An 18,371-nucleotide genomic window follows, 5' to 3' on the forward strand; every position below is an offset into this window, starting at 1 on the left:
CATGGCCAAAATCAGTCAGTCAACCATCATACAGATTCTGGATGCCATCGGCGGTCCGGGTAACGTGGCGCAGAGCGGAAACTGTATGACCCGCCTGCGTCTGACACTGCACAACACACAGCTGGCGGATAAAATCGCCATCAAAAAAATTGAGGGCGTGCTGGGTGTGATTGAAAGTGATGAGCAGTTCCAGATTGTGCTGGGACCGGGAAAAGCACAAACCGCCGCAGAACTGATGCAGAAACATCTCGATGACTATGTTCCCGGCAGTGAACCGGACAGCCGCAGTCTGAAAGAGATTGCCGCCGATCAGAAACAGCATCTGAAAGAGAAACAAACGAACCCGGTACAGCGTTTTCTTGCCAAATTTGCCACGATTTTTACCCCGCTTATTCCGGGTTTTATCGGCGTGGGTCTGCTGCTCGGCTTTGCCACACTGTTTGAATCGCTCTGGGTCACCGGAAATCCGGCCCCGAACAGCACGCTGGTTGAAGTGCTCAGTTACATGAAGGTCTTCGGCAAGGGGCTGTTTACCTTTATGGGAATACTGATTGGTTATAACGCGCAGAAAGCCTTCGGCGGTTCCGGCGTCAATGGCGCAATTATCGCGGCGCTGTTTATCCTTGGTTATGATCCGCAGGCAACCAAAGGTTTCTACTCCGGTATGGAAACCTTCTTCGGTCACGGCATTGACCCGCGCGGTAATATCATCGGTATTCTGATCGCCACCATCACCGGTGCTTGGGTGGAGCGGCAGGTACGGCGCTTTATCCCGGCAAACCTGGATATCATTCTGACATCCGCCATCACCCTGCTGATTATGGGTGCACTGACCTTTATTGTGATTATGCCGATCGGCGTCTGGCTGTTTGACGGCATGTCCTGGCTGTTTATGCACCTCAACGCCAATCCGTTCGGGGCGGCAGTTCTCGCCGGTCTGTTCCTGATTGCAGTGATGTTCGGTATCCATCAGGGGTTTATTCCGGTGTATACCGCACTGGTCGGCACTCAGGGTTTTAACTCCTTGTTCCCGATCCTTGCCATGGCGGGTGCCGGTCAGGTCGGTGCGGCACTGGCACTGTATATCCGCGCTAAAAAAGACTCGGTTCTGCGCAATCAGATCCGCGGGGCGATTATCCCGGGTTTCCTCGGCATCGGCGAACCGCTGATCTACGGCGTAACCCTGCCGCGCGTGAAACCGTTTATTACCGCCTGTTTCGGCGGTGCGGCGGGCGGGTTCTTTATCGGACTTATTGCCTGGTTCGGCTATCCGGTCGGGCTGAATACGGTTTTCGGACCATCCGGCATTATCGCCATTCCGGTCATGACATCCGACAGCGGTATCTTCATGGGGATGGCGGTCTATACCGGCGGGTTACTCGTCGCCTATCTGGCCGGATTCCTGCTCACCCTGCTGTTCGGCAGTAAGAATGTGGATTTAAGCTGATTTCGCTGTAGTGATACAAAAACAGACCGCAATGCGGTCTGTTTTTCATGATTATTCAAACAGGATAAAATCAGCGGGAAATAAGTGCCTGCTCCAGTAACTGAACAATAAACTGATTTTTTGAGACCGAATTCGCTGTTGTGGCAGCATTCAGCCGCGCCTCAAGCCAGCCCGGATAACGCAGCGTAAAGGCCTTTAATTTATCAGTCTCTTTAAAAGGCTCAATGCCTTCTTCAGTACAAGATTGTATAAACTCCGCCAGAGACACTGCACCTTCTTTTTTCAGGCCTTCAATGCTGTCAGATACAAAATCGCAATACCCGTTTACATCCAAAAACTTACCGCGGAATGCCTTAATTTCATCCTCATAAGTTACGGATGCAGGGTGACCTTCGATAGTCATGATATTTGTGCTCTTAATCATTACTTATCCTGCCGGTATCATTCAATGATATCACTCTATGCAGGAGTAGCATGACGTCAACTCATGATATCACATGAAATAGTGAGGCAGATTATTGTGAGCCATTTTTCATTCAGCTTCTGTTTTTGTTCCGCAGGTTATATTATGTCGGCTATTCAAGCCAGATGAGCGGCACACAGGCGGCGGTGAGTAACCCCATCACAATGTTGAAGGTGAACCAGGTATTGCGGCTGCGCAGAAAACGGCCGATAAAGGCACCGAATCCGATCCAGATAAACCCGGCAACCAGGTTCACTGAGACCATCACGATACTCATCACCCCGACAGACAGCATATAGGCGTCACCGCTCAGGCTGTAACTGCCGACAGCGCCCAGTCCCATCAGCCAGGCCTTGGGATTGATAAACTGTAACAGTGCGCCCTGATACCAGGTAACGGCTTTACTGACCTGAGGTTCATTAAGAGGCTGATAAGGTGCGGTGGCCAGTTTTTTGGCAAGCCACAGAAGGTAAAGACTGCCCGCAATTTTCATAGCAGTATGCAATGTCGGATAAATAAGTAAAATAGCCGCAACGCCAAAGGCAGAAAGGTATAATACTGTCTGCATACCGAGCATAATACCGGCCATCAGCACCAGTGTGCGGCGGAAACCGTACTGCGCACCGGAGGCAGTCAGCAGCAGATTATTAGGCCCCGGCGTGACTGCCGCAATAAACATAAAAACAGAAAGTGAGATAAAAAGGTGTGCAGTCATGAATAATCCGGCAACATGGTCATTTCCTTTACCGGAAATTACCAGCATGTTTTTCATTAAACAAGAGACGTTTTTTCATTACGAACCAAACTATGTCTAGTCATTTTCAACCGATTTCCTGGGCAACAAATCCGCACCTGCAAACACTGCTGCCCCGGATTTTCCGCCGGAAACCGGCGATAAAACCATTCTGGCAGCGCCTGACGCTGCCGGATAATGATTTTATTGATCTTGCATGGAGCGAAGACCCGGATACCGCACGCCACAAACCACGCCTGGTTATTTTTCACGGCCTGGAGGGCAGTTTCCGCAGTCCTTATGCGCACGGTATCCTGGCAGCAGCCGCCCGTCAGGGCTGGCTGGGCGTTGTCATGCATTTTCGCGGCTGCAGCGGCGAGCCGAACCGATCAAAACGGATTTACCACTCCGGGGAAACCGGTGATGCCCGTTATATGCTGAAGTGGCTGCAGGATACCTACGGCAAAGTGCCGACCGGTGCGGTCGGTTATTCACTCGGTGGCAATATGCTGGCCTGTTATCTCGCCGAAGAGGGTGAAAATGCGGCGGTGGATGCAGGTATTATAGTTTCTGCCCCGCTGATGCTGGAACCCTGTTCCTTCAAAATGGAAAAAGGGTTTTCCCGTTTTTATCAGTGGTATCTGCTTAAAGGACTGAAACGCAATGCCACCCGCAAGCTGGTGCGCTACCCGAATTCGCTGCCGACAAACCTGCTGCATATCCGTGCAATTAAACGTATCCGGGAATTTGATGACATTATCACTTCACGCATCCACGGATTCCGCGATGCCTCTGATTACTACCGCCGGTGCAGCGCCCTGCCGAAACTCCCGGCCGTACGTAAGCCGATGCTGATCATCCACGCCAAAGATGATCCCTTTATGGCTCAGGAGGTGGTGCCGGATCTGTCACAGCTGCCGCCATGTGTGGAATATCAGATGACCGAGCACGGCGGCCATGTCGGCTTTGTGACCGGCAGCTGGCGCCGCCCGCGCTTATGGCTGGAAGAACGCATTCCTGAATGGCTGGCACCGCATCTGACCGCGAAGGAGACCGAATGATTATTCCCTGGCAGGATATCGCGCCGGAAACACTGGAAAGCATCCTGGAAAGTGTGGTGCTGCGCGAAGGCACCGATTACGGCGAACATGAAAAATCACTCAGTGATAAAGTGGCGGATCTTTACACGCAACTCAAAAACGGCGACATTGTGATCGTCTGGTCGGAATTACACGAAACACTCAACATCATGCCGTCGGCAGAATTCCGCGGCTGATTCAGCCGGAGGAAATGCCGCATGTCACGGACCCACCCGATTATCGCCGTTACCGGCTCCAGCGGAGCCGGTACCACTACCACCAGTCAGGCTTTCCGTAAGATTTTCCAGCAGCTGGATGCGGTTCCGGCCATTATTGAGGGTGACAGTTTCCACCGTTACACACGGCCGGAAATGGATGCCGCCATCCGTAAAGCCCGCGAACAGGGGCGTCACATCAGCTATTTCGGGCCGGAAGCCAATGACTTTGCCCTTCTCGAAAGTACATTCCGTCAGTACAGTGAAAACGGCAGCGGTGAGCGCCGTAAGTACCTGCATACTTATGATGAAGCAGTGCCCTATAACCAGTTGCCCGGTACCTTTACCCCCCGCGAGGCACTGCCCGCCGGTACAGACGTGCTTTTCTATGAGGGTCTTCACGGCGGCGTGGTCACACCGGAACATAATATTGCCGGACACGTGGATTTGCTGGTCGGCGTAGTGCCGATAGTCAACCTGGAGTGGATACAGAAGTTAGTCCGTGACACCAGCGATCGCGGGCATTCGCGGGAGGCAGTGATGGATTCCGTCGTACGTTCGATGGATGATTACATCCGCTATATCACCCCGCAGTTTTCCCGCACCCACATTAACTTTCAGCGGGTACCGACTGTGGACACCTCGAATCCGTTTTCGGCCAAATCCATTCCGTCACAGGACGAGAGCTTTACCGTGATCCGCTTCCGTGGCCTGAAAAAAATCGATTTTCCCTATTTGTTATCCATGCTTCAGGGGTCGTTTATTTCCGCCTCAAATACGATTGTTGTACCCGGCGGCAAATTAGGACTGGCAATGGAATTAATAATGGCGCCCCTGGCAGAGCAATTATTACAGGGAAAACAAATAAACAAGCGATAAAAAAACCGGGTAATAATGTATTACCCGGTTTATGTTCAAAAATAAAAATAATCTTTCAAAAAATTATTCAATATTTTTCACTTCAAAACTATGTGTAATGTTAACACTTTCGCCTAACATTAATGAAACAGAACAATATTTTTCAGCGGATAATTGCACGGCACGCCCGACAACGTTTTCTGTCAGGTCACGACCGGTTACAATAAAATGCAGATTGATGTGAGTGAATAAACGCGGCGCGGTTTCACGACGTTCAGCAGTAAGTTTTACATCACAATCAATGACTTGATTACGGCCTTTTTGCAAAATAGAGACAACATCAATGGCGCTGCAGCCGCCGGTTGCCATCAGTACCATCTCCATCGGGTTCGGGGCTTTTTCACCGGCATTACCGTCCATCGTAATCTGGTGTCCTGACGCGGATTCCCCTAAGAAAGTCATGTTCTCAACCCACTTTACACGCGCTTCCATTTTTATACCCTCATCATCAATATAATTCACGACAGACTACCCTTTCATTCACGGGCTGGCAATCTATCTCATAGTTTATTATGCTGAAGCGAGACAGTGGAAGACAGGACTGTTTTCCTGTGCTAAAAACACGGCAAGGATTTATCTATGGCTAAGATCAATATCTTTCCGTGTGGATTATTATACTATTTTAATAAACTAACTTGCCGGAAATTCAGCAAGTTAATATGATAAGCTAAGACTTTATATAATTGCAGAGCGTAAACAACGGTTTGCAATAACTAACAACAGAGGATAACGCGAATGGTTCTCGGCAAGCCACAAACAGACCCCACGCTTGAATGGTTTTTGTCTCACTGCCATATCCACAAATATCCATCCAAAAGCACACTTATTCATCAGGGCGAAAAGGCAGAAACACTCTACTACATTGTAAAAGGTTCTGTTGCGGTACTGATCAAAGATGAAGAAGGCAAAGAGATGATTTTATCCTATCTCAATCAGGGTGATTTCATCGGTGAACTCGGATTATTTGAGGAAGGTCAGGAACGTACAGCGTGGGTACGGGCAAAAAGCGCCTGCGAAGTTGCAGAAATCTCGTACAAAAAGTTCCGCCAGCTTATCCAGGTTAACCCGGATATCCTTATGCGCCTTTCCGCGCAGATGGCAAGCCGCCTGCAAACCACATCAGAAAAGGTCGGAAACCTTGCATTCCTTGATGTGACAGGCCGCATCGCCCAGACATTACTGAACCTGGCGAAACAGCCGGATGCGATGACGCACCCGGACGGTATGCAAATCAAAATTACCCGTCAGGAAATCGGCCAGATTGTGGGATGTTCCCGCGAAACAGTCGGCCGTATTCTGAAGATGCTGGAAGATCAGAACCTGATCTCCGCACACGGTAAAACCATCGTGGTATACGGCACCCGTTAATCCGGACGACCTTTATCACCAAAACAGGCGCAATTGCGCCTGTTTTTCTTTTCTTAATCATCAGTGATTACTGAAGAATATCTGCCCTGCGGTATCGCAGCTTTCCTTCACGGCAGGCTTGATCAAAGGATGCTTTCAACTGACGCATTGCTGCTGTTTTACGCTCTGCAATGTTCATTTTTTTATCTCAGAAATGTCGTGTTTTAAGTACATACCCTTTACCTCCTTCACCAAGACCAGCCCTTGGTAAAGATGAACATAAAAGCTGCCATGAAGAAATTCTTCAAATTTGCCTGAAAGCCGGATTGTTATTATTTTACTGAAAGCAGATAAACATCCGGCAAACTTATCATGACAAAAACAATAATAAAATATACAAATCAGTTAGTTAAATACGTTAATGCGGTAAAATTACTGCATTTCCCGGAAGTCATTCAGGGTTTTTGCCAGTCGTTTCATTCCCTCATCCACATCTGCTTTTTCAATAATCAGCGACGGCGTAAAACGCAGAACATTGGTGCCGGCATTCAGCAGCATCAGGCCATTTTTGGCCGCGAGTCCCAGCAGTATTTTTGATTGATCGCGGAAGATACCCGCCAGTTCGGCACCTATCAGCAACCCTTTACCGCGGATCTCCGCAAACGCGCCAAATGTGCTGTTCAGGGATTGCAGAGCATCGGCAAACCACCGGTGACGTTCATCCACTCCCGCCAGCAGCGCCGGGTCATTAATCAGATCAAAGGCGGCATTGCCGACAGCGCAGGCCAGCGGATTGCCGCCATAGGTGGTACCGTGGGTACCGGGCACCATGACCTGCGCGATCGCCTGTTTTGTCAGCATCGCACTGATCGGAAAACCACCACCCAGCGCTTTCGCCGTGGTCAGAATGTCCGGCTCAATGCCGTAATCCATATAGGCAAACAGTTTTCCGCTGCGCCCCATCCCGCTTTGCACTTCATCAAAGACCAGCAATGCCTGATGTTTATCACACAGATCACGCACACCCTGCATAAAAGCAGGAGTGGCAGGCGTGATCCCCCCCTCACCCTGGATAGGTTCCAGAACCACGGCACAGGTGTGATCGTCCATCACCGCTTTGACAGCATCGAGGTCGTTGAAAGGTACATGAATAATATCTGCCGGTTTCGGCCCGAAGCCATCGGCATATTTCGGCTGGCCGCCGACAGAAACAGTGAAAAGTGTCCGGCCGTGGAAGCCATGGTGAAAAGCAATAATTTTGGTTTTATAAGGATGATGACGGGTCAGTGCATAATGACGTGCCAGTTTGAATGCAGCTTCATTCGCCTCCGCGCCGGAGTTGGCAAAGAAAACCCGTTCCGCGAACGTGTGTTTTATCAGCTTCTGCGCCAGTGTCAGTGCCGGTTCATTGGTAAAAATATTGCTGACATGCCAGAGTGACTCACTCTGGGTTTTCAGCGCAGCGACCAGCGCCGGATGACAATGCCCCAGAGCCAGTACGGCAATACCACCGGCAAAATCGACATATTCGGTGCCGTTCTGATCCCATACACGGCTTCCCTGTCCTCTGACAGGAATAAAATCAGCCGGTGCATAAATTGGCAGCATTACTTCATCATAAGTGCCGCGCGTTACCGCATTCTGTTTTGTCATCGTTCCTTACCTGATCTATCCACAAGTGAAAATATAATCACCAAATATGAATAAAAAATCAAATTAAAACGAATGAAAAAACAGAACCTAGGATAAAATAATCGATAACTGATTAGTATTTCAGGAAATTATTCAGGAGTTCATGCCCCTGTTCACTGAGAATACTTTCCGGATGGAATTGCACACCTTCAATCGGCAGGGTTTTATGGCGGATACCCATGATTTCATCCACATTACCGTCGTGCAGGCTCCATGCCGTGACTTCAAAAGAGGCCGGCAGTGTTTCCGGGGCAATCACCAGTGAATGATAGCGGGTGACGGTCAGCGGACGGTTCAGCCCTTTGAACACCCCCTGCTGATTATGATGGATTGCGGTGGTTTTGCCGTGCATGACTTTACGTGCCTTCACCACCTGTGCGCCAAACGCCTGACCGATAGCCTGATGCCCGAGGCAAACCCCGAGGATCGGAATCTCACCGGCGAAATGACTGACGGCATCCAGTGAAATACCGGCGTCAGACGGCGTACAGGGACCCGGTGAGATCACCAGGTGAGACGGCGATAATTGCTCAATATCACTGAGGCTGACGGCATCATTTCGTTTAACCTGTACATCTGCACCTAACTCACAGAAGTATTGATACAGGTTATAAGTAAATGAGTCATAATTATCGATAATTAATAGCATGATTAATCTATATCCAACTGATATATTTATCTTTTTTATTTTCAAACTGCTGCGTCAGGCACACGTTGACAGCGCCCGGCAACCACAGGGGATTGCACAGTCAGCTTCATGAAGCGGGCTATAATACCACAGCCGGACAGAGAAAATAGCCCGAATGCGGCATGGTACCGCAGAGGCAGATATCGTCTGATTCAGACTATCAGGGAGTTTGACATGCTTACGGGGAATATCCGGAAATATTCCCCTTAGTCTGCACGAAAATACGGTTTATTTTACGATAGTTGCAGAAATAATTTTGATCGGTGTTGACGGTACATTCTGGTAAGGACCGATGTTTTCAGTCTTCACTTTTGAGATTTTATCGACAACATCCATGCCGTTCACGACTTTACCAAACACGGCATAGCCAAAATCACGCTGGCCGTGGTCGAGGAATGCATTATCCGCCACGTTGATAAAGAACTGGCTGGTTGCGCTGTCTTTATCTGCGGTACGCGCCATCGCAATGGTTCCGCGCAGATTACGCAGGCCGTTATCCGCTTCGTTTTTGACAGGCGGGCGGGTCTGTTTCTGATTCATATCCGCCGTAAAGCCGCCGCCCTGCACCATAAAGCCCGGGATGACGCGGTGGAATGTTGTATCGTCATAGAACTTATCTGAGACATACTGTTTAAAATTTTCCACAGTTTTCGGCGCTTTTTCATTATCCAGCGCAATTTCAAAATCACCTGCGGTGGTGGTAAATTTAACATGCGTCTGCTCCGCCGCGAACGCCAGCGAAGTTGCACTGAGGGTACAGGCTGCCACAAATGAAACTAAAACTCGTTTTAACATTCCCAATTCCTTTCAACGAAATAAACTTACACTAATCTTAACGATTTTAATGGGCAATGGCGCGAAGTGCCACCGATTTACTTTAATTTACTTTCACGGCAGGGATGAAGAATTAATATAAGAATTTTTCACGTATTTGTACTGATGATATTTCGCTCACGGCCCGTAATTAAGCAAAATTCGGCGAAATTTTTCATCCCGCTGATACATTTATTCCATTTAACGTGTAAATATAAATATCATACTGATCTTTATGGATAATTTTCATTTACTGATAAAAAACTCAACTTATGCCAAATAAAAAATAACATCCGGACTTATAACCAATAATAAACCGCCCTGATTTTTTATCTTTTTACGCGTAAATATCAGTGTCTTTTCTGCCGGAAACACTTTGTTTTCTCCGGATTATATCTGCTGCCGCCCCCCATCCTATTATTGTTGTCACTTTTTTCATTTCTGAAAATAAACAGGCGCAGTAATCTGTCTGCCGCAGTTCTTAAACAACATGCATTAGGCTATAATCATCCCGGTTTCGACCTGAGGAGAACAGATTTTGACCATTAAAACGCACAACTACCAAGTGACCCATTTTGTCATCAGCGCACCGGATATCCGCCATTTACCGGAAGATACGGGGATCGAAGTGGCGTTTGCCGGTCGCTCCAATGCCGGAAAATCCAGTGCACTGAATGCACTGACACAGCAAAAAAGCCTGGCGCGGACCAGTAAGACACCGGGACGTACCCAGCTTATCAACCTGTTTGAAGTCACTGACGGCTGCCGTGTGGTTGACCTGCCGGGCTATGGATACGCTGAAGTTCCGGAAGCAATGAAACGGAAATGGCAGGCCGCACTGGGCGAATATCTGCAAAAGCGCAACTGTCTGCGTGGTCTGGTGGTACTGATGGATATCCGTCATCCGCTTAAAGACCTGGATATGCAGATGATTGAGTGGGCAGTGGCAATGCAGGTACCGGTACTGGCATTACTGACCAAAGCCGACAAACTGGCCAGCGGCGCACGCAAAAAGCAGCTGATGGCTGTTCGCGATGCTCTGGCAGAACTGAGTGACACCGGCGATATTCAGGTGGAATACTTCTCCGCCCTGAAAAAAATCGGCATTGATAAGTTACGTCTGAAACTGGACACCTGGTTCAGCGAAAGCGACGCAGAGTGATCCCCTCCCGAAACAGATGGTTATTACTGACCATCTGTTCTTTTCTGTAATCATCATCCCTTAGCCAAAAGACCGAAAAAAGCCGCTCTGCCGGCCATAATCTGTCCGACCCCTCTCTTCCCTGCTATACACAATCTGATGATATGTTCACAAACATAAGGATGTGTTTTATGCGGGAAAAAACATTATATATTCTGGCCAACGATTTATACCGTATGGGCAACAGTAGTTCATCCCGGCTGGCGAATGTCAGAAAGAGCGATATTAATACCAGAGAAATTGGTGAAACGGATTTCATTGTTGCTGATAATAACGGTGTGAGTGTATTTACCAAAGAAGGTCTGGATGAATGTCCGCTGAGCGGGTGGGTATGGGAGTTAAAAGCAGGTACTATCCTGCCTGCCGGCCTGACTATTGTTAAACGGGGTTCAAAGGGCCATCATATGATTGTACCGGCGGAAAATATGCCGCTGACAAAATATATCAGCCTGCTGGAAAGTGTGGCCATGTTCTGTGAAAAACAATATATGAAGAGAGCATAACAGATGCGGGTACTCGAACTCAAAATCGACAGAAGCACATTTAACTTACTGTGGAAATCACTCCATGCCAGGGAAGAAGCACTCCTTCGCAGAGTTGAGGAATACGGGGAAGATTCAGATGAAGGTGCTGATGCCCTGAACGATATCATGGCACTCCGCCTTTACCGGAACGAACTCCGGGAAGATGCCGAACCGGTTTTTGATGCGAATGCCTTTCTCACTGACGATTAACCTTTCCCCGCCTTTATTCAGGACAAAAAAAATGCTCCGGTCAGAAGTTGTCTGACCGGAGCAGCTAATATTCAGCTAAATCCGATTACGTGAAGTAAAAGGTCTGAAAGATAGAACATCTTACCTCTGTACCCTACACAAATAACTTTACAGCAAATTTACGGACAAAAAAACCTTTTTTGTAATTTTTTTTCAGATTACGCACGATTCAGCTTGTCATAAAACCGTAAAATTCATCTCAAATGTTCTTTAATTACATATTTATGCGATCTGGATCTATAGGTAGTCCGAGCCTGTCCGCACAAAATAGCAACAAAACAGCACAAATGATGCCGTTTTAATACCATACTGTTATGATAGTCTGAGCGCATCCGGGAGTATGCCTCCCCATTATTCCGAATTATATTAGTGAGTTAGCTATGGCATTACTGACATTACGGCATTTTCCTGATCCCTGCCTGCGGGAAACGGCTCAACCGGTCACGGTTTTTGATGACGACCTGAAAACATTTGTTACTGATATGACAGAAACCATGTATGCCGAACGGGGCATCGGCCTTGCTGCGCCGCAGGTGGGTGTCTGTAAACGTGTGATTATCGTTGATGTCTCTGAAAACCGGGATCAGCCGATGGCGCTGATTAATCCTGAGTTTATTCAGTGTGACGGAGAAATGATGATGATGGACGGTTGCCTGTCCCTGCCGGAGAGTTATACGGAGACACAGCGCTATTCTTCAGTCATGGTCCGCTATCAGGATGTGAACGGTACAGAGCACACTCTTGAGGCAGAGGGATTACAGGCCGGTTGCCTCCAGCATGAAATAGATCATCTCAACGGTAAGCTGTTTATCGACCATCTCTCGCCGCTGAAGCGCCAGCGCATTGAGAAAAAAGTGAAGAAAACCCTGAAAATGCGGGAAGAAAACGCATAACAGAAAAATCCCCCCGGAACACAATACCTTTGCGCTATAGATTTAGTTTGTGGCTGAAAAATGATACCGGATGCTAAGGCTAAATCATTCGGTTTGCAGCGGAACCAGAGCACAATCCCTTTACGCTATAGATTTCAATTCGTGGTAAGGCGGCAAAGGAAGAAATCCGGGGAGCATACACCAGTATGTGACCCGGATTTCTGAGTGCGGCCAACGCAGCCACGGATTGAAAGATGACGCGTAAATTAGTGGGCTTCGTCCCAATTGGCACCGACTCCCGCTTCCACTTTTAACGGCACATCCAGTTTCATCGCTGCTTCCATCAGCCCGCGGATCTTCTCTGCCATCTCTGCCTGCTGTTCTTTTCTGACTTCAAACACCAGTTCATCGTGTACCTGCATAATCATCAGCGCATCGATGTTCTCTTTTTGCAGCCAGTCATCCACGGCGATCATCGCTTTTTTGATGATATCCGCTGCGGTACCCTGCATCGGGGCGTTGATCGCCTCGCGCTCAGCAGCCTTGCGGCGCATACCGTTACGGGAATTGATTTCCGGCAGCCAGAGACGACGGCCTTCCAGCGTTTCCACGTATCCTTTTTCTGCCGCATGTTCACGGGTGCGGGCCATATACTCCAGCACGCCCGGATAGCGTTCAAAATAGAGATCCATATAACGCTGTGCTTCACCGCGCGGGATACCCAGCTGACGTGCAAGACCAAATGCGCTCATGCCGTAAATCAGGCCGAAGTTAATCGCTTTCGCGCTGCGGCGCTGATCAGACGTCACTTCTTCCAGCGGCACACCAAACACTTCTGCGGCGGTGGCGCGGTGGATATCCTTGCCTTCGGCAAAGGCTTTCAGCAGCCCTTTGTCCTGTGACAGATGCGCCATGATACGCAGCTCAATCTGCGAATAGTCCGCCGCCATAATGCAGTAGCCGTCACGGGCGATAAACGCCTGACGGATACGGCGTCCTTCATCCGTCCTGACAGGAATATTCTGCAGGTTCGGGTCACGGGAAGACAGGCGGCCGGTTGCCGTCACGGCCTGGTGATAAGAGGTATGCACACGGCGGGTTTTCGGGTCCACCATCAGCGGTAGTTTATCGGTATAGGTAGTTTTCAGTTTGGACAGACTGCGGTGCTCCAGGATCACACGCGGTAACTCATGGTTATCCGCCAGCTCTTCCAGCACTTCCTCATTAGTTGACGGTGCGCCGCCCGGGGTTTTCTTCACCACCGGCAGATTCAGTTTTTCAAACAGAATGGCCTGTAACTGTTTCGGTGAAGAAAGATTGAATTCTTCACCGGCGATGGCAAATGCCTGTTTTTCCAGCTCATCCAGACGGGCTGTCAGTTGTACTGACTGTGCCGCCAGCACATTGGCGTCGATCAGAACCCCTGTCCGTTCCATACGGGAAAGCACCGGCACCAGCGGCATTTCGATATCCTGATAGACATGCAGCAGGGATTTTTCCGCTTCCAGCTGCGGATAGAGCGCCTGATGCAGCAGCAACGTGATATCCGCATCTTCCGCCGCATAATTGGCGGCTTCTTCCAGCGGGATCTGATTAAACGTCAGCTGCTTTTTGCCTTTCCCGGCGATCTCTTCAAATGTCGTGGTTTTATAATTCAGATGGCGATCGGCCAGGCTGTCCATATCATGACGCCCGGCAACACTGTTGAGCACATAGGATTCCAGCATGGTGTCGAAAGCGATACCGCGCAGCTCCACATCGTAATTTTCCATAATCCCGCGATCAAACTTGAGGTTCTGACCGATTTTACGGATTTTTTCATCTTCCAGAATCGGTTTCATCACCCGCAGCACCTGCTCAGTCAGCAGCTGATCCGGTGCATCCAGGTAATCATGGCCGATCGGCACATAAGCTGCATGGCCCGCTTTTGCGGCAAATGACATGCCGACCAGGCGTGCAGAAAGGTTATCCAGACTGTCGGTCTCGGTATCAAAAGCAAATTCACCAGCTTCACGCAGGATATCCGCCCAGCGGTTCAGTGCCGCTTCATCAAGGATAGTTTCATAGTTTTCATTGCTGATTTCCGGCGCCGTTACCGGTGCTGCCGGAGGTTGTGCTGCGGAGGCGGCACTCACAGCTGTTTTTGATGGTGCGCTGCGGGTGCTTTTCTTCGCCAGCCAGCCGCCGTTTTCCAGATCACTTATCCAGCGTTTGAATTCATACTGCGTGAATAATGCATGCAGCTTATCCAAATCCGGCTCTGACAGCACAAGGGTATCCCAGGTACGATCAAGCTCCACGTCGGTTTTGATGGTCGCCAGGGTGTAAGAGAGATACGCCATCTCTTTGTTGGTTTCCATCTTCGGCGCGAGGGTTTTGGCACCACGGAAGCTCAGTCCGGCAATTTTACTCAGGTCTGTATAGATATCATCCAGACTGCCCAGCCCCTGTAACAATGCCTGAGCCGTTTTTTCACCGACGCCCGGTACGCCCGGGATGTTATCGGAGGAATCGCCCATCAGCGCCAGATAATCGATAATCAGTGACGGCGGAACACCATACTTGGTTTCCACTTCCTCCGGCCCGAGAATGGTATTATTCATGGTATTGATCAGCGTGATGTCCGGCGTCACCAGCTGCGCCATATCTTTATCACCGGTGCTGATCAGCACCGCGCGGCCTTCGGCTGCCGCCTGTTTCGCCAGTGTCCCGATAACATCATCGGCTTCCACACCGGAAACAGATAACAGCGGCATGCCCATCGCGATAACCATGTCATGCAGCGGCGCTATCTGCTCACGCAGATCATCCGGCATCGGCGGACGATGTGATTTATAGGCTTCGAACAGTTCATCGCGGAACGTTTTACCTTTGGCATCAAATACCACGGCAACATGGCTGGGTTCATACTGCATCACCAGGCTGCGCAGCATATTCAGCACGCCGTACATGGCACCGGTCGGTTGCCCGGCACTGTTGGTCAGCGGAGGGAATGCGTGGTAAGCACGATAGAGGTATGATGAACCATCGACTAAAATCAAGGGGTTGTCTGCAATCTGAGCCATAATTGCCTTCACAGTATTAAATGGAGTCTTGCGGGTAGCATGCCACAGACTGCGGCATCCGACGACTATTATCGGCCGCAGCCGTTAATCTTCCCGCACATCAGAACAGGACGGGTACGCCGGTAAAATAAAAAATAACAAACTGTGGATAACTTTGTGGGTAAATTTATGAACCCTATGTAAATCACTGTCTGCAGCGTGATATGCCTGAATCTCATTCAAAAAAATCAATAGGTTATAAACGAATAGCGCAAGATAATCTGCCGTTGTAATCACTTGATTAATGTGGATAGTAAAAAAGCAATGGCGTTACCGCCATTGCTTCCGGGAGATACAGATTCTGAGATTAGTTCTGCTTCAGCAGATAATTGACCGTATCAGAGAACGCTTTGCCGTATTCATTCACATCTTTGACTTCCAGACCGGCGTTGTTGATCTGGTATTTGCCTTTCACAAAGACGGCCGGAACACCGCGTAATTTGTAATCTGCCGCCGCTTTCTGCTGCTTGGCGATCAGCGATTTCACAAAAATGCTGTTAGCGGCGGAGTCATAATCCTCACCGGTCACACCCGCTTTGATAAAGGCTTCACGGACATCAGCAGGGGTTTTGATTGTGCCGGTTTTCTGAATGCCTTCAAACAGGATCGGCGTGACTTTATCCTCAACGCCCATCGCCATTGCCACAGCCCAGGCTTTGGTCATTTCAGGACCCATCGGGCCACCGAGGAAATCAACATGATAGCGCTCATGTTTCGCGCCTTCCGGCAGGTTTTTGCTGATGGATTCCGGCACTTTGAAGTTTTCTTCAAACTGGTAGCAGTGCGGGCAGTAGAAGGAGAAAAACTCCACCACATCCGGCTGATTTGTTACTGGTGTGCTCAGCTCGTTATACTGTTTCCCGGCCACCGGGTTTGCAAAAACACTGAATGACATCGCAAATCCGATCAGCGCTAACCAAAGTTTCTTCATCTTTATCTCTCCTGAAAATCAATAAGGCAGATAACGTGTCAGCGGAGGCTCCGCCAGCACAGCTATCTGTTCAGTCATCAGTGATTGCTGCTGTGACCAGAAATCACTTTCCGCCATCCATGGAAAAGCTTTAGGAAAAGCGGGATCCTGCCAGCGGCGTGCCACCCAGGATAAAAAATGAACCATGCGCATGGCGCGCAGCGGTTCAATCAGTGCCAGCTCGCGCGTATCAAAGTCACAAAACTCCTGATAGGCATCGAGCAGAATGTCCAGCTGATAACGGCGCGAGTCGGTATCCCCGCTGAGCAGCATCCACAGATCCTGCACTGCCGGGCCGTTGCGGGCGTCATCGAAATCCACCAGCCACGGCTCATCACGCCATAAAATATTACCGGGATGACAATCCCCGTGCAGACGAATGGAATGCCAGTCATCGTGCCAGCGGGCAGATGTCTCGCGGATCAGGGTATCCAGCGTCTGTATAAAATCACTCCGCCGCGCCTGCGGGATCAGCGGACACTCCGCAAGAATCTCACGCGGTGTCAGCAGATATTCCTGCAATCCGATCGTCGGCCGGTGCTCAAAACAGCGCTCACGGCTTATCTGGTGCAGCCGTCCGAGCAGACGCCCGGTGCTTTCCAGCTGATCAAGATTATCCGTTTCATACGCCCGCCCGCCGACTGACGGGAACAGCGCAAACAAATAACCGTCCTGTGACAGCAGTGTGTCGCCGTCAAAGGCCAGTGGTGCCGCGACCGGCAGCCCGGCCTGAGCCAGTGTCAGCGTCAGCTCGTGTTCCTCACGGATTTGAGCCTCATTCCAGCGTGCCGGACGATAAAATTTCACCACATAGCGGGTGCGGTTTTCATCGGTAAACTGATAGACACGGTTTTCATAGCTGTTCAGCTCGGTCAGACCGGAATCTAACCAGATGCCGTAACGGCTCAGACTGTCGATCAGGCGGTCAGGCCGGAAATCCTGAAACGTGAAAACCGGCGGAGTCGTCGTCTGCATTACTCTTTGATGATGCCGCGGGCGCGTAACAGCGCCGTTTTAAAATCGTCTTCGTAATCTTTTTTCAGACCCGGAATTGCGTCTGTTGCATCAGAGCCGCGCATTTTCAGGTGATAAATAAGAATATCATCGGTCAGATCTGACAGTTCGCCCTCAAACCCGGCTTCATCCGCCAGTTTCTGCAGCATCTGCATCAGGTTCAGATCAGAATGTTGCTGCCAGACCGGCTGCAGGAGTTCGATAACCTCATTAAGGCGATGACATTTCATAATAAATTCCTTATAAGCAAGATCGTAACACATTACCAATTATCCGCCGCTCCGGAAAGAACAGGACTGTCAGGATGCGTAAATATTGGCTGTCTGTAATAACTGCGGCATATTATCCGTGATTATCACAACCATTGCATTGATATTTGCGTACATAGGTATTCGCGGACATAGATATTTGCGTACATCGATATTCGCGCTCACTATACCGGAATCCTTGTTAAGATAAGTTCAGAATATTTATCAGAGATTGTCAGAGAAACTGAAAATGATGATGCAACTCAGCGGCTGTATTCTTGCCGGCGGCCGGGCCACCCGGATGCAGGGACAGGACAAAGGCCTGATATTACTGGGCGGGCAGCCGCTTTATCAGCACAGTGTAAAACGGCTCGCTCCGCAGACAGATGACATTTTTATCAATGCCAACCGCAATGCCCGGGATTATCACGCCACCGGCCTGCGGGTGGTGGCGGATACATTACCGGACTTCCCCGGTCCGCTTGCCGGGATGCTGGCCGGGCTTGAAAATGCCCTGCACGACTGGGTACTGTTTGTGCCCTGTGATGTGCCGCAGTTCCCGGCGGATCTGGCGGAAAAACTCTGGCAGCAGAAAGGGGATGCCCTGTGCGCTTATGCCTGTGATCACCAGCGGGCACATCCGGCCTTTGCGCTGTGTCACCGCTCACTGATCACCCCGCTGAAAGAATACCTTACCGGCGGTGATCGCAAACTGCTGCTGTTTATGGATAACATCGGCGCAAAAGCCGTCACATTCGATGCAAATCCCGGCGATTTTATTAATCTCAATACCC

General features: G+C 49.7%; 19 protein-coding genes and 1 pseudogene. 10 read left to right on the forward strand and 10 right to left on the reverse strand.

What is annotated here, in order from left to right; genetic code table 11:
- The first annotated feature begins 1 nt into the window (after position 1).
- Positions 2 to 1,447 (forward strand): PTS N-acetylmuramic acid transporter subunit IIBC, encoded by a 1,446-nt coding sequence (gene murP / locus R5268_RS05840; protein WP_182105869.1) that lies wholly within the window; start codon positions 2 to 4, stop codon positions 1,445 to 1,447.
- Between the two features lie 70 nt (positions 1,448 to 1,517).
- Here murP and R5268_RS05845 read toward each other — a convergent pair whose 3' ends face one another.
- On the reverse strand, positions 1,518 to 1,871 hold the full coding sequence (locus R5268_RS05845; protein ID WP_218427225.1) for a type II toxin-antitoxin system HicB family antitoxin: 354 nt from the start codon (positions 1,869 to 1,871) through the stop codon (positions 1,518 to 1,520).
- A 151-nt stretch (positions 1,872 to 2,022) separates the two neighbouring features.
- The gene (locus R5268_RS05850; RefSeq protein WP_181257639.1) at positions 2,023 to 2,625 is read right to left on the reverse strand and encodes a LysE family translocator; all 603 of its coding nucleotides are present in this window, start codon (positions 2,623 to 2,625) and stop codon (positions 2,023 to 2,025) included.
- A gap of 92 nt (positions 2,626 to 2,717) precedes the next feature.
- Between R5268_RS05850 and R5268_RS05855 the strand changes: the two genes are divergently transcribed.
- The 3 genes from R5268_RS05855 to R5268_RS05865 are packed head-to-tail and all read left to right on the forward strand — an operon-like array spanning position 2,718 to position 4,816.
- Positions 2,718 to 3,704, forward strand: coding sequence for a hydrolase (locus tag R5268_RS05855; protein ID WP_107679937.1), 987 nt, complete (start codon positions 2,718 to 2,720; stop codon positions 3,702 to 3,704).
- Positions 3,701 to 3,919, forward strand: a complete 219-nt coding sequence (locus R5268_RS05860; protein WP_046891934.1) for a YheU family protein — start codon at positions 3,701 to 3,703, stop codon at positions 3,917 to 3,919. The genes R5268_RS05855 and R5268_RS05860 overlap by 4 nt, the downstream gene beginning before the upstream one ends.
- 21 nt (positions 3,920 to 3,940) lie before the next feature.
- On the forward strand, positions 3,941 to 4,816 hold the full coding sequence (locus R5268_RS05865; RefSeq protein ID WP_046891933.1) for a phosphoribulokinase: 876 nt from the start codon (positions 3,941 to 3,943) through the stop codon (positions 4,814 to 4,816).
- Positions 4,817 to 4,879: 63 nt separating this feature from the next.
- Here the strand turns inward: R5268_RS05865 and R5268_RS05870 are convergent, their stop codons facing one another.
- Positions 4,880 to 5,287: an OsmC family protein gene (locus R5268_RS05870; protein WP_015422409.1), complete on the reverse strand. Its 408-nt coding sequence runs from the start codon at positions 5,285 to 5,287 to the stop codon at positions 4,880 to 4,882.
- A 303-nt stretch (positions 5,288 to 5,590) separates the two neighbouring features.
- Between R5268_RS05870 and crp the strand changes: the two genes are divergently transcribed.
- Complete coding sequence (gene crp / locus R5268_RS05875) at positions 5,591 to 6,223, forward strand: cAMP-activated global transcriptional regulator CRP (protein ID WP_004240730.1); 633 nt, start codon at positions 5,591 to 5,593, stop codon at positions 6,221 to 6,223.
- Positions 6,224 to 6,634: 411 nt separating this feature from the next.
- On the opposite strand, the gene R5268_RS05880 is transcribed toward crp, so the two are convergent.
- The 3 genes from R5268_RS05880 to ppiA all read right to left on the reverse strand — a co-directional run bounded on the left by R5268_RS05880 (position 6,635) and on the right by ppiA (position 9,377).
- Positions 6,635 to 7,855 carry an aspartate aminotransferase family protein gene (locus tag R5268_RS05880; RefSeq protein WP_317419026.1) on the reverse strand — a complete coding sequence of 407 codons (1,221 nt, stop codon included), beginning with the start codon at positions 7,853 to 7,855 and terminating at the stop codon, positions 6,635 to 6,637.
- A gap of 112 nt (positions 7,856 to 7,967) precedes the next feature.
- Positions 7,968 to 8,543 carry an aminodeoxychorismate synthase component II gene (locus R5268_RS05885; RefSeq protein WP_107679933.1) on the reverse strand — a complete coding sequence of 192 codons (576 nt, stop codon included), beginning with the start codon at positions 8,541 to 8,543 and terminating at the stop codon, positions 7,968 to 7,970.
- A 267-nt stretch (positions 8,544 to 8,810) separates the two neighbouring features.
- Positions 8,811 to 9,377: a peptidylprolyl isomerase A gene (ppiA, locus tag R5268_RS05890; protein ID WP_107679932.1), complete on the reverse strand. Its 567-nt coding sequence runs from the start codon at positions 9,375 to 9,377 to the stop codon at positions 8,811 to 8,813.
- 556 nt (positions 9,378 to 9,933) lie between these two features.
- Between ppiA and yihA the strand changes: the two genes are divergently transcribed.
- The 4 genes from yihA (at position 9,934) to def (ending at position 12,262) form a co-directional block, all read left to right on the forward strand.
- Entirely contained in the window at positions 9,934 to 10,557 is a 624-nt protein-coding gene (gene yihA, locus R5268_RS05895; RefSeq protein ID WP_046891929.1) for a ribosome biogenesis GTP-binding protein YihA/YsxC, read from the forward strand.
- A gap of 170 nt (positions 10,558 to 10,727) precedes the next feature.
- Entirely contained in the window at positions 10,728 to 11,099 is a 372-nt protein-coding gene (locus tag R5268_RS05900; RefSeq protein WP_317419025.1) for a hypothetical protein, read from the forward strand.
- A 3-nt stretch (positions 11,100 to 11,102) separates the two neighbouring features.
- Entirely contained in the window at positions 11,103 to 11,330 is a 228-nt protein-coding gene (locus R5268_RS05905) for a hypothetical protein (RefSeq protein ID WP_046891927.1), read from the forward strand.
- A 419-nt stretch (positions 11,331 to 11,749) separates the two neighbouring features.
- The gene (def, locus tag R5268_RS05910; RefSeq protein WP_107679930.1) at positions 11,750 to 12,262 is read left to right on the forward strand and encodes a peptide deformylase; all 513 of its coding nucleotides are present in this window, start codon (positions 11,750 to 11,752) and stop codon (positions 12,260 to 12,262) included.
- A 245-nt stretch (positions 12,263 to 12,507) separates the two neighbouring features.
- Here the strand turns inward: def and polA are convergent, their stop codons facing one another.
- From polA to R5268_RS05930, 4 genes are all read right to left on the reverse strand, one after another.
- Positions 12,508 to 15,306: a DNA polymerase I gene (polA, locus tag R5268_RS05915; RefSeq protein WP_317419024.1), complete on the reverse strand. Its 2,799-nt coding sequence runs from the start codon at positions 15,304 to 15,306 to the stop codon at positions 12,508 to 12,510.
- A 346-nt stretch (positions 15,307 to 15,652) separates the two neighbouring features.
- A complete protein-coding gene (dsbA, locus tag R5268_RS05920) occupies positions 15,653 to 16,276 on the reverse strand; it encodes a thiol:disulfide interchange protein DsbA (RefSeq protein WP_046891924.1) in 624 nt (207 codons plus the stop codon).
- A gap of 18 nt (positions 16,277 to 16,294) precedes the next feature.
- The gene (locus tag R5268_RS05925; RefSeq protein WP_317419023.1) at positions 16,295 to 17,290 is read right to left on the reverse strand and encodes a serine/threonine protein kinase; all 996 of its coding nucleotides are present in this window, start codon (positions 17,288 to 17,290) and stop codon (positions 16,295 to 16,297) included.
- The gene (locus R5268_RS05930; RefSeq protein WP_046891954.1) at positions 17,290 to 17,559 is read right to left on the reverse strand and encodes a YihD family protein; all 270 of its coding nucleotides are present in this window, start codon (positions 17,557 to 17,559) and stop codon (positions 17,290 to 17,292) included. The genes R5268_RS05925 and R5268_RS05930 overlap by 1 nt, the downstream gene beginning before the upstream one ends.
- Before the next feature lie 274 nt (positions 17,560 to 17,833).
- On the opposite strand from R5268_RS05930, the pseudogene mobA reads away from it, so the two are divergent.
- Positions 17,834 to 18,370, forward strand: a pseudogene (mobA, locus tag R5268_RS05935) (molybdenum cofactor guanylyltransferase MobA); the annotation flags it as partial.
- Position 18,371 lies beyond the last annotated feature (1 nt).

Source organism: Morganella sp. BCCO 40_0007, assembly GCF_032989665.1.
Lineage (GTDB): Bacteria > Pseudomonadota > Gammaproteobacteria > Enterobacterales > Enterobacteriaceae > Morganella > Morganella sibonii.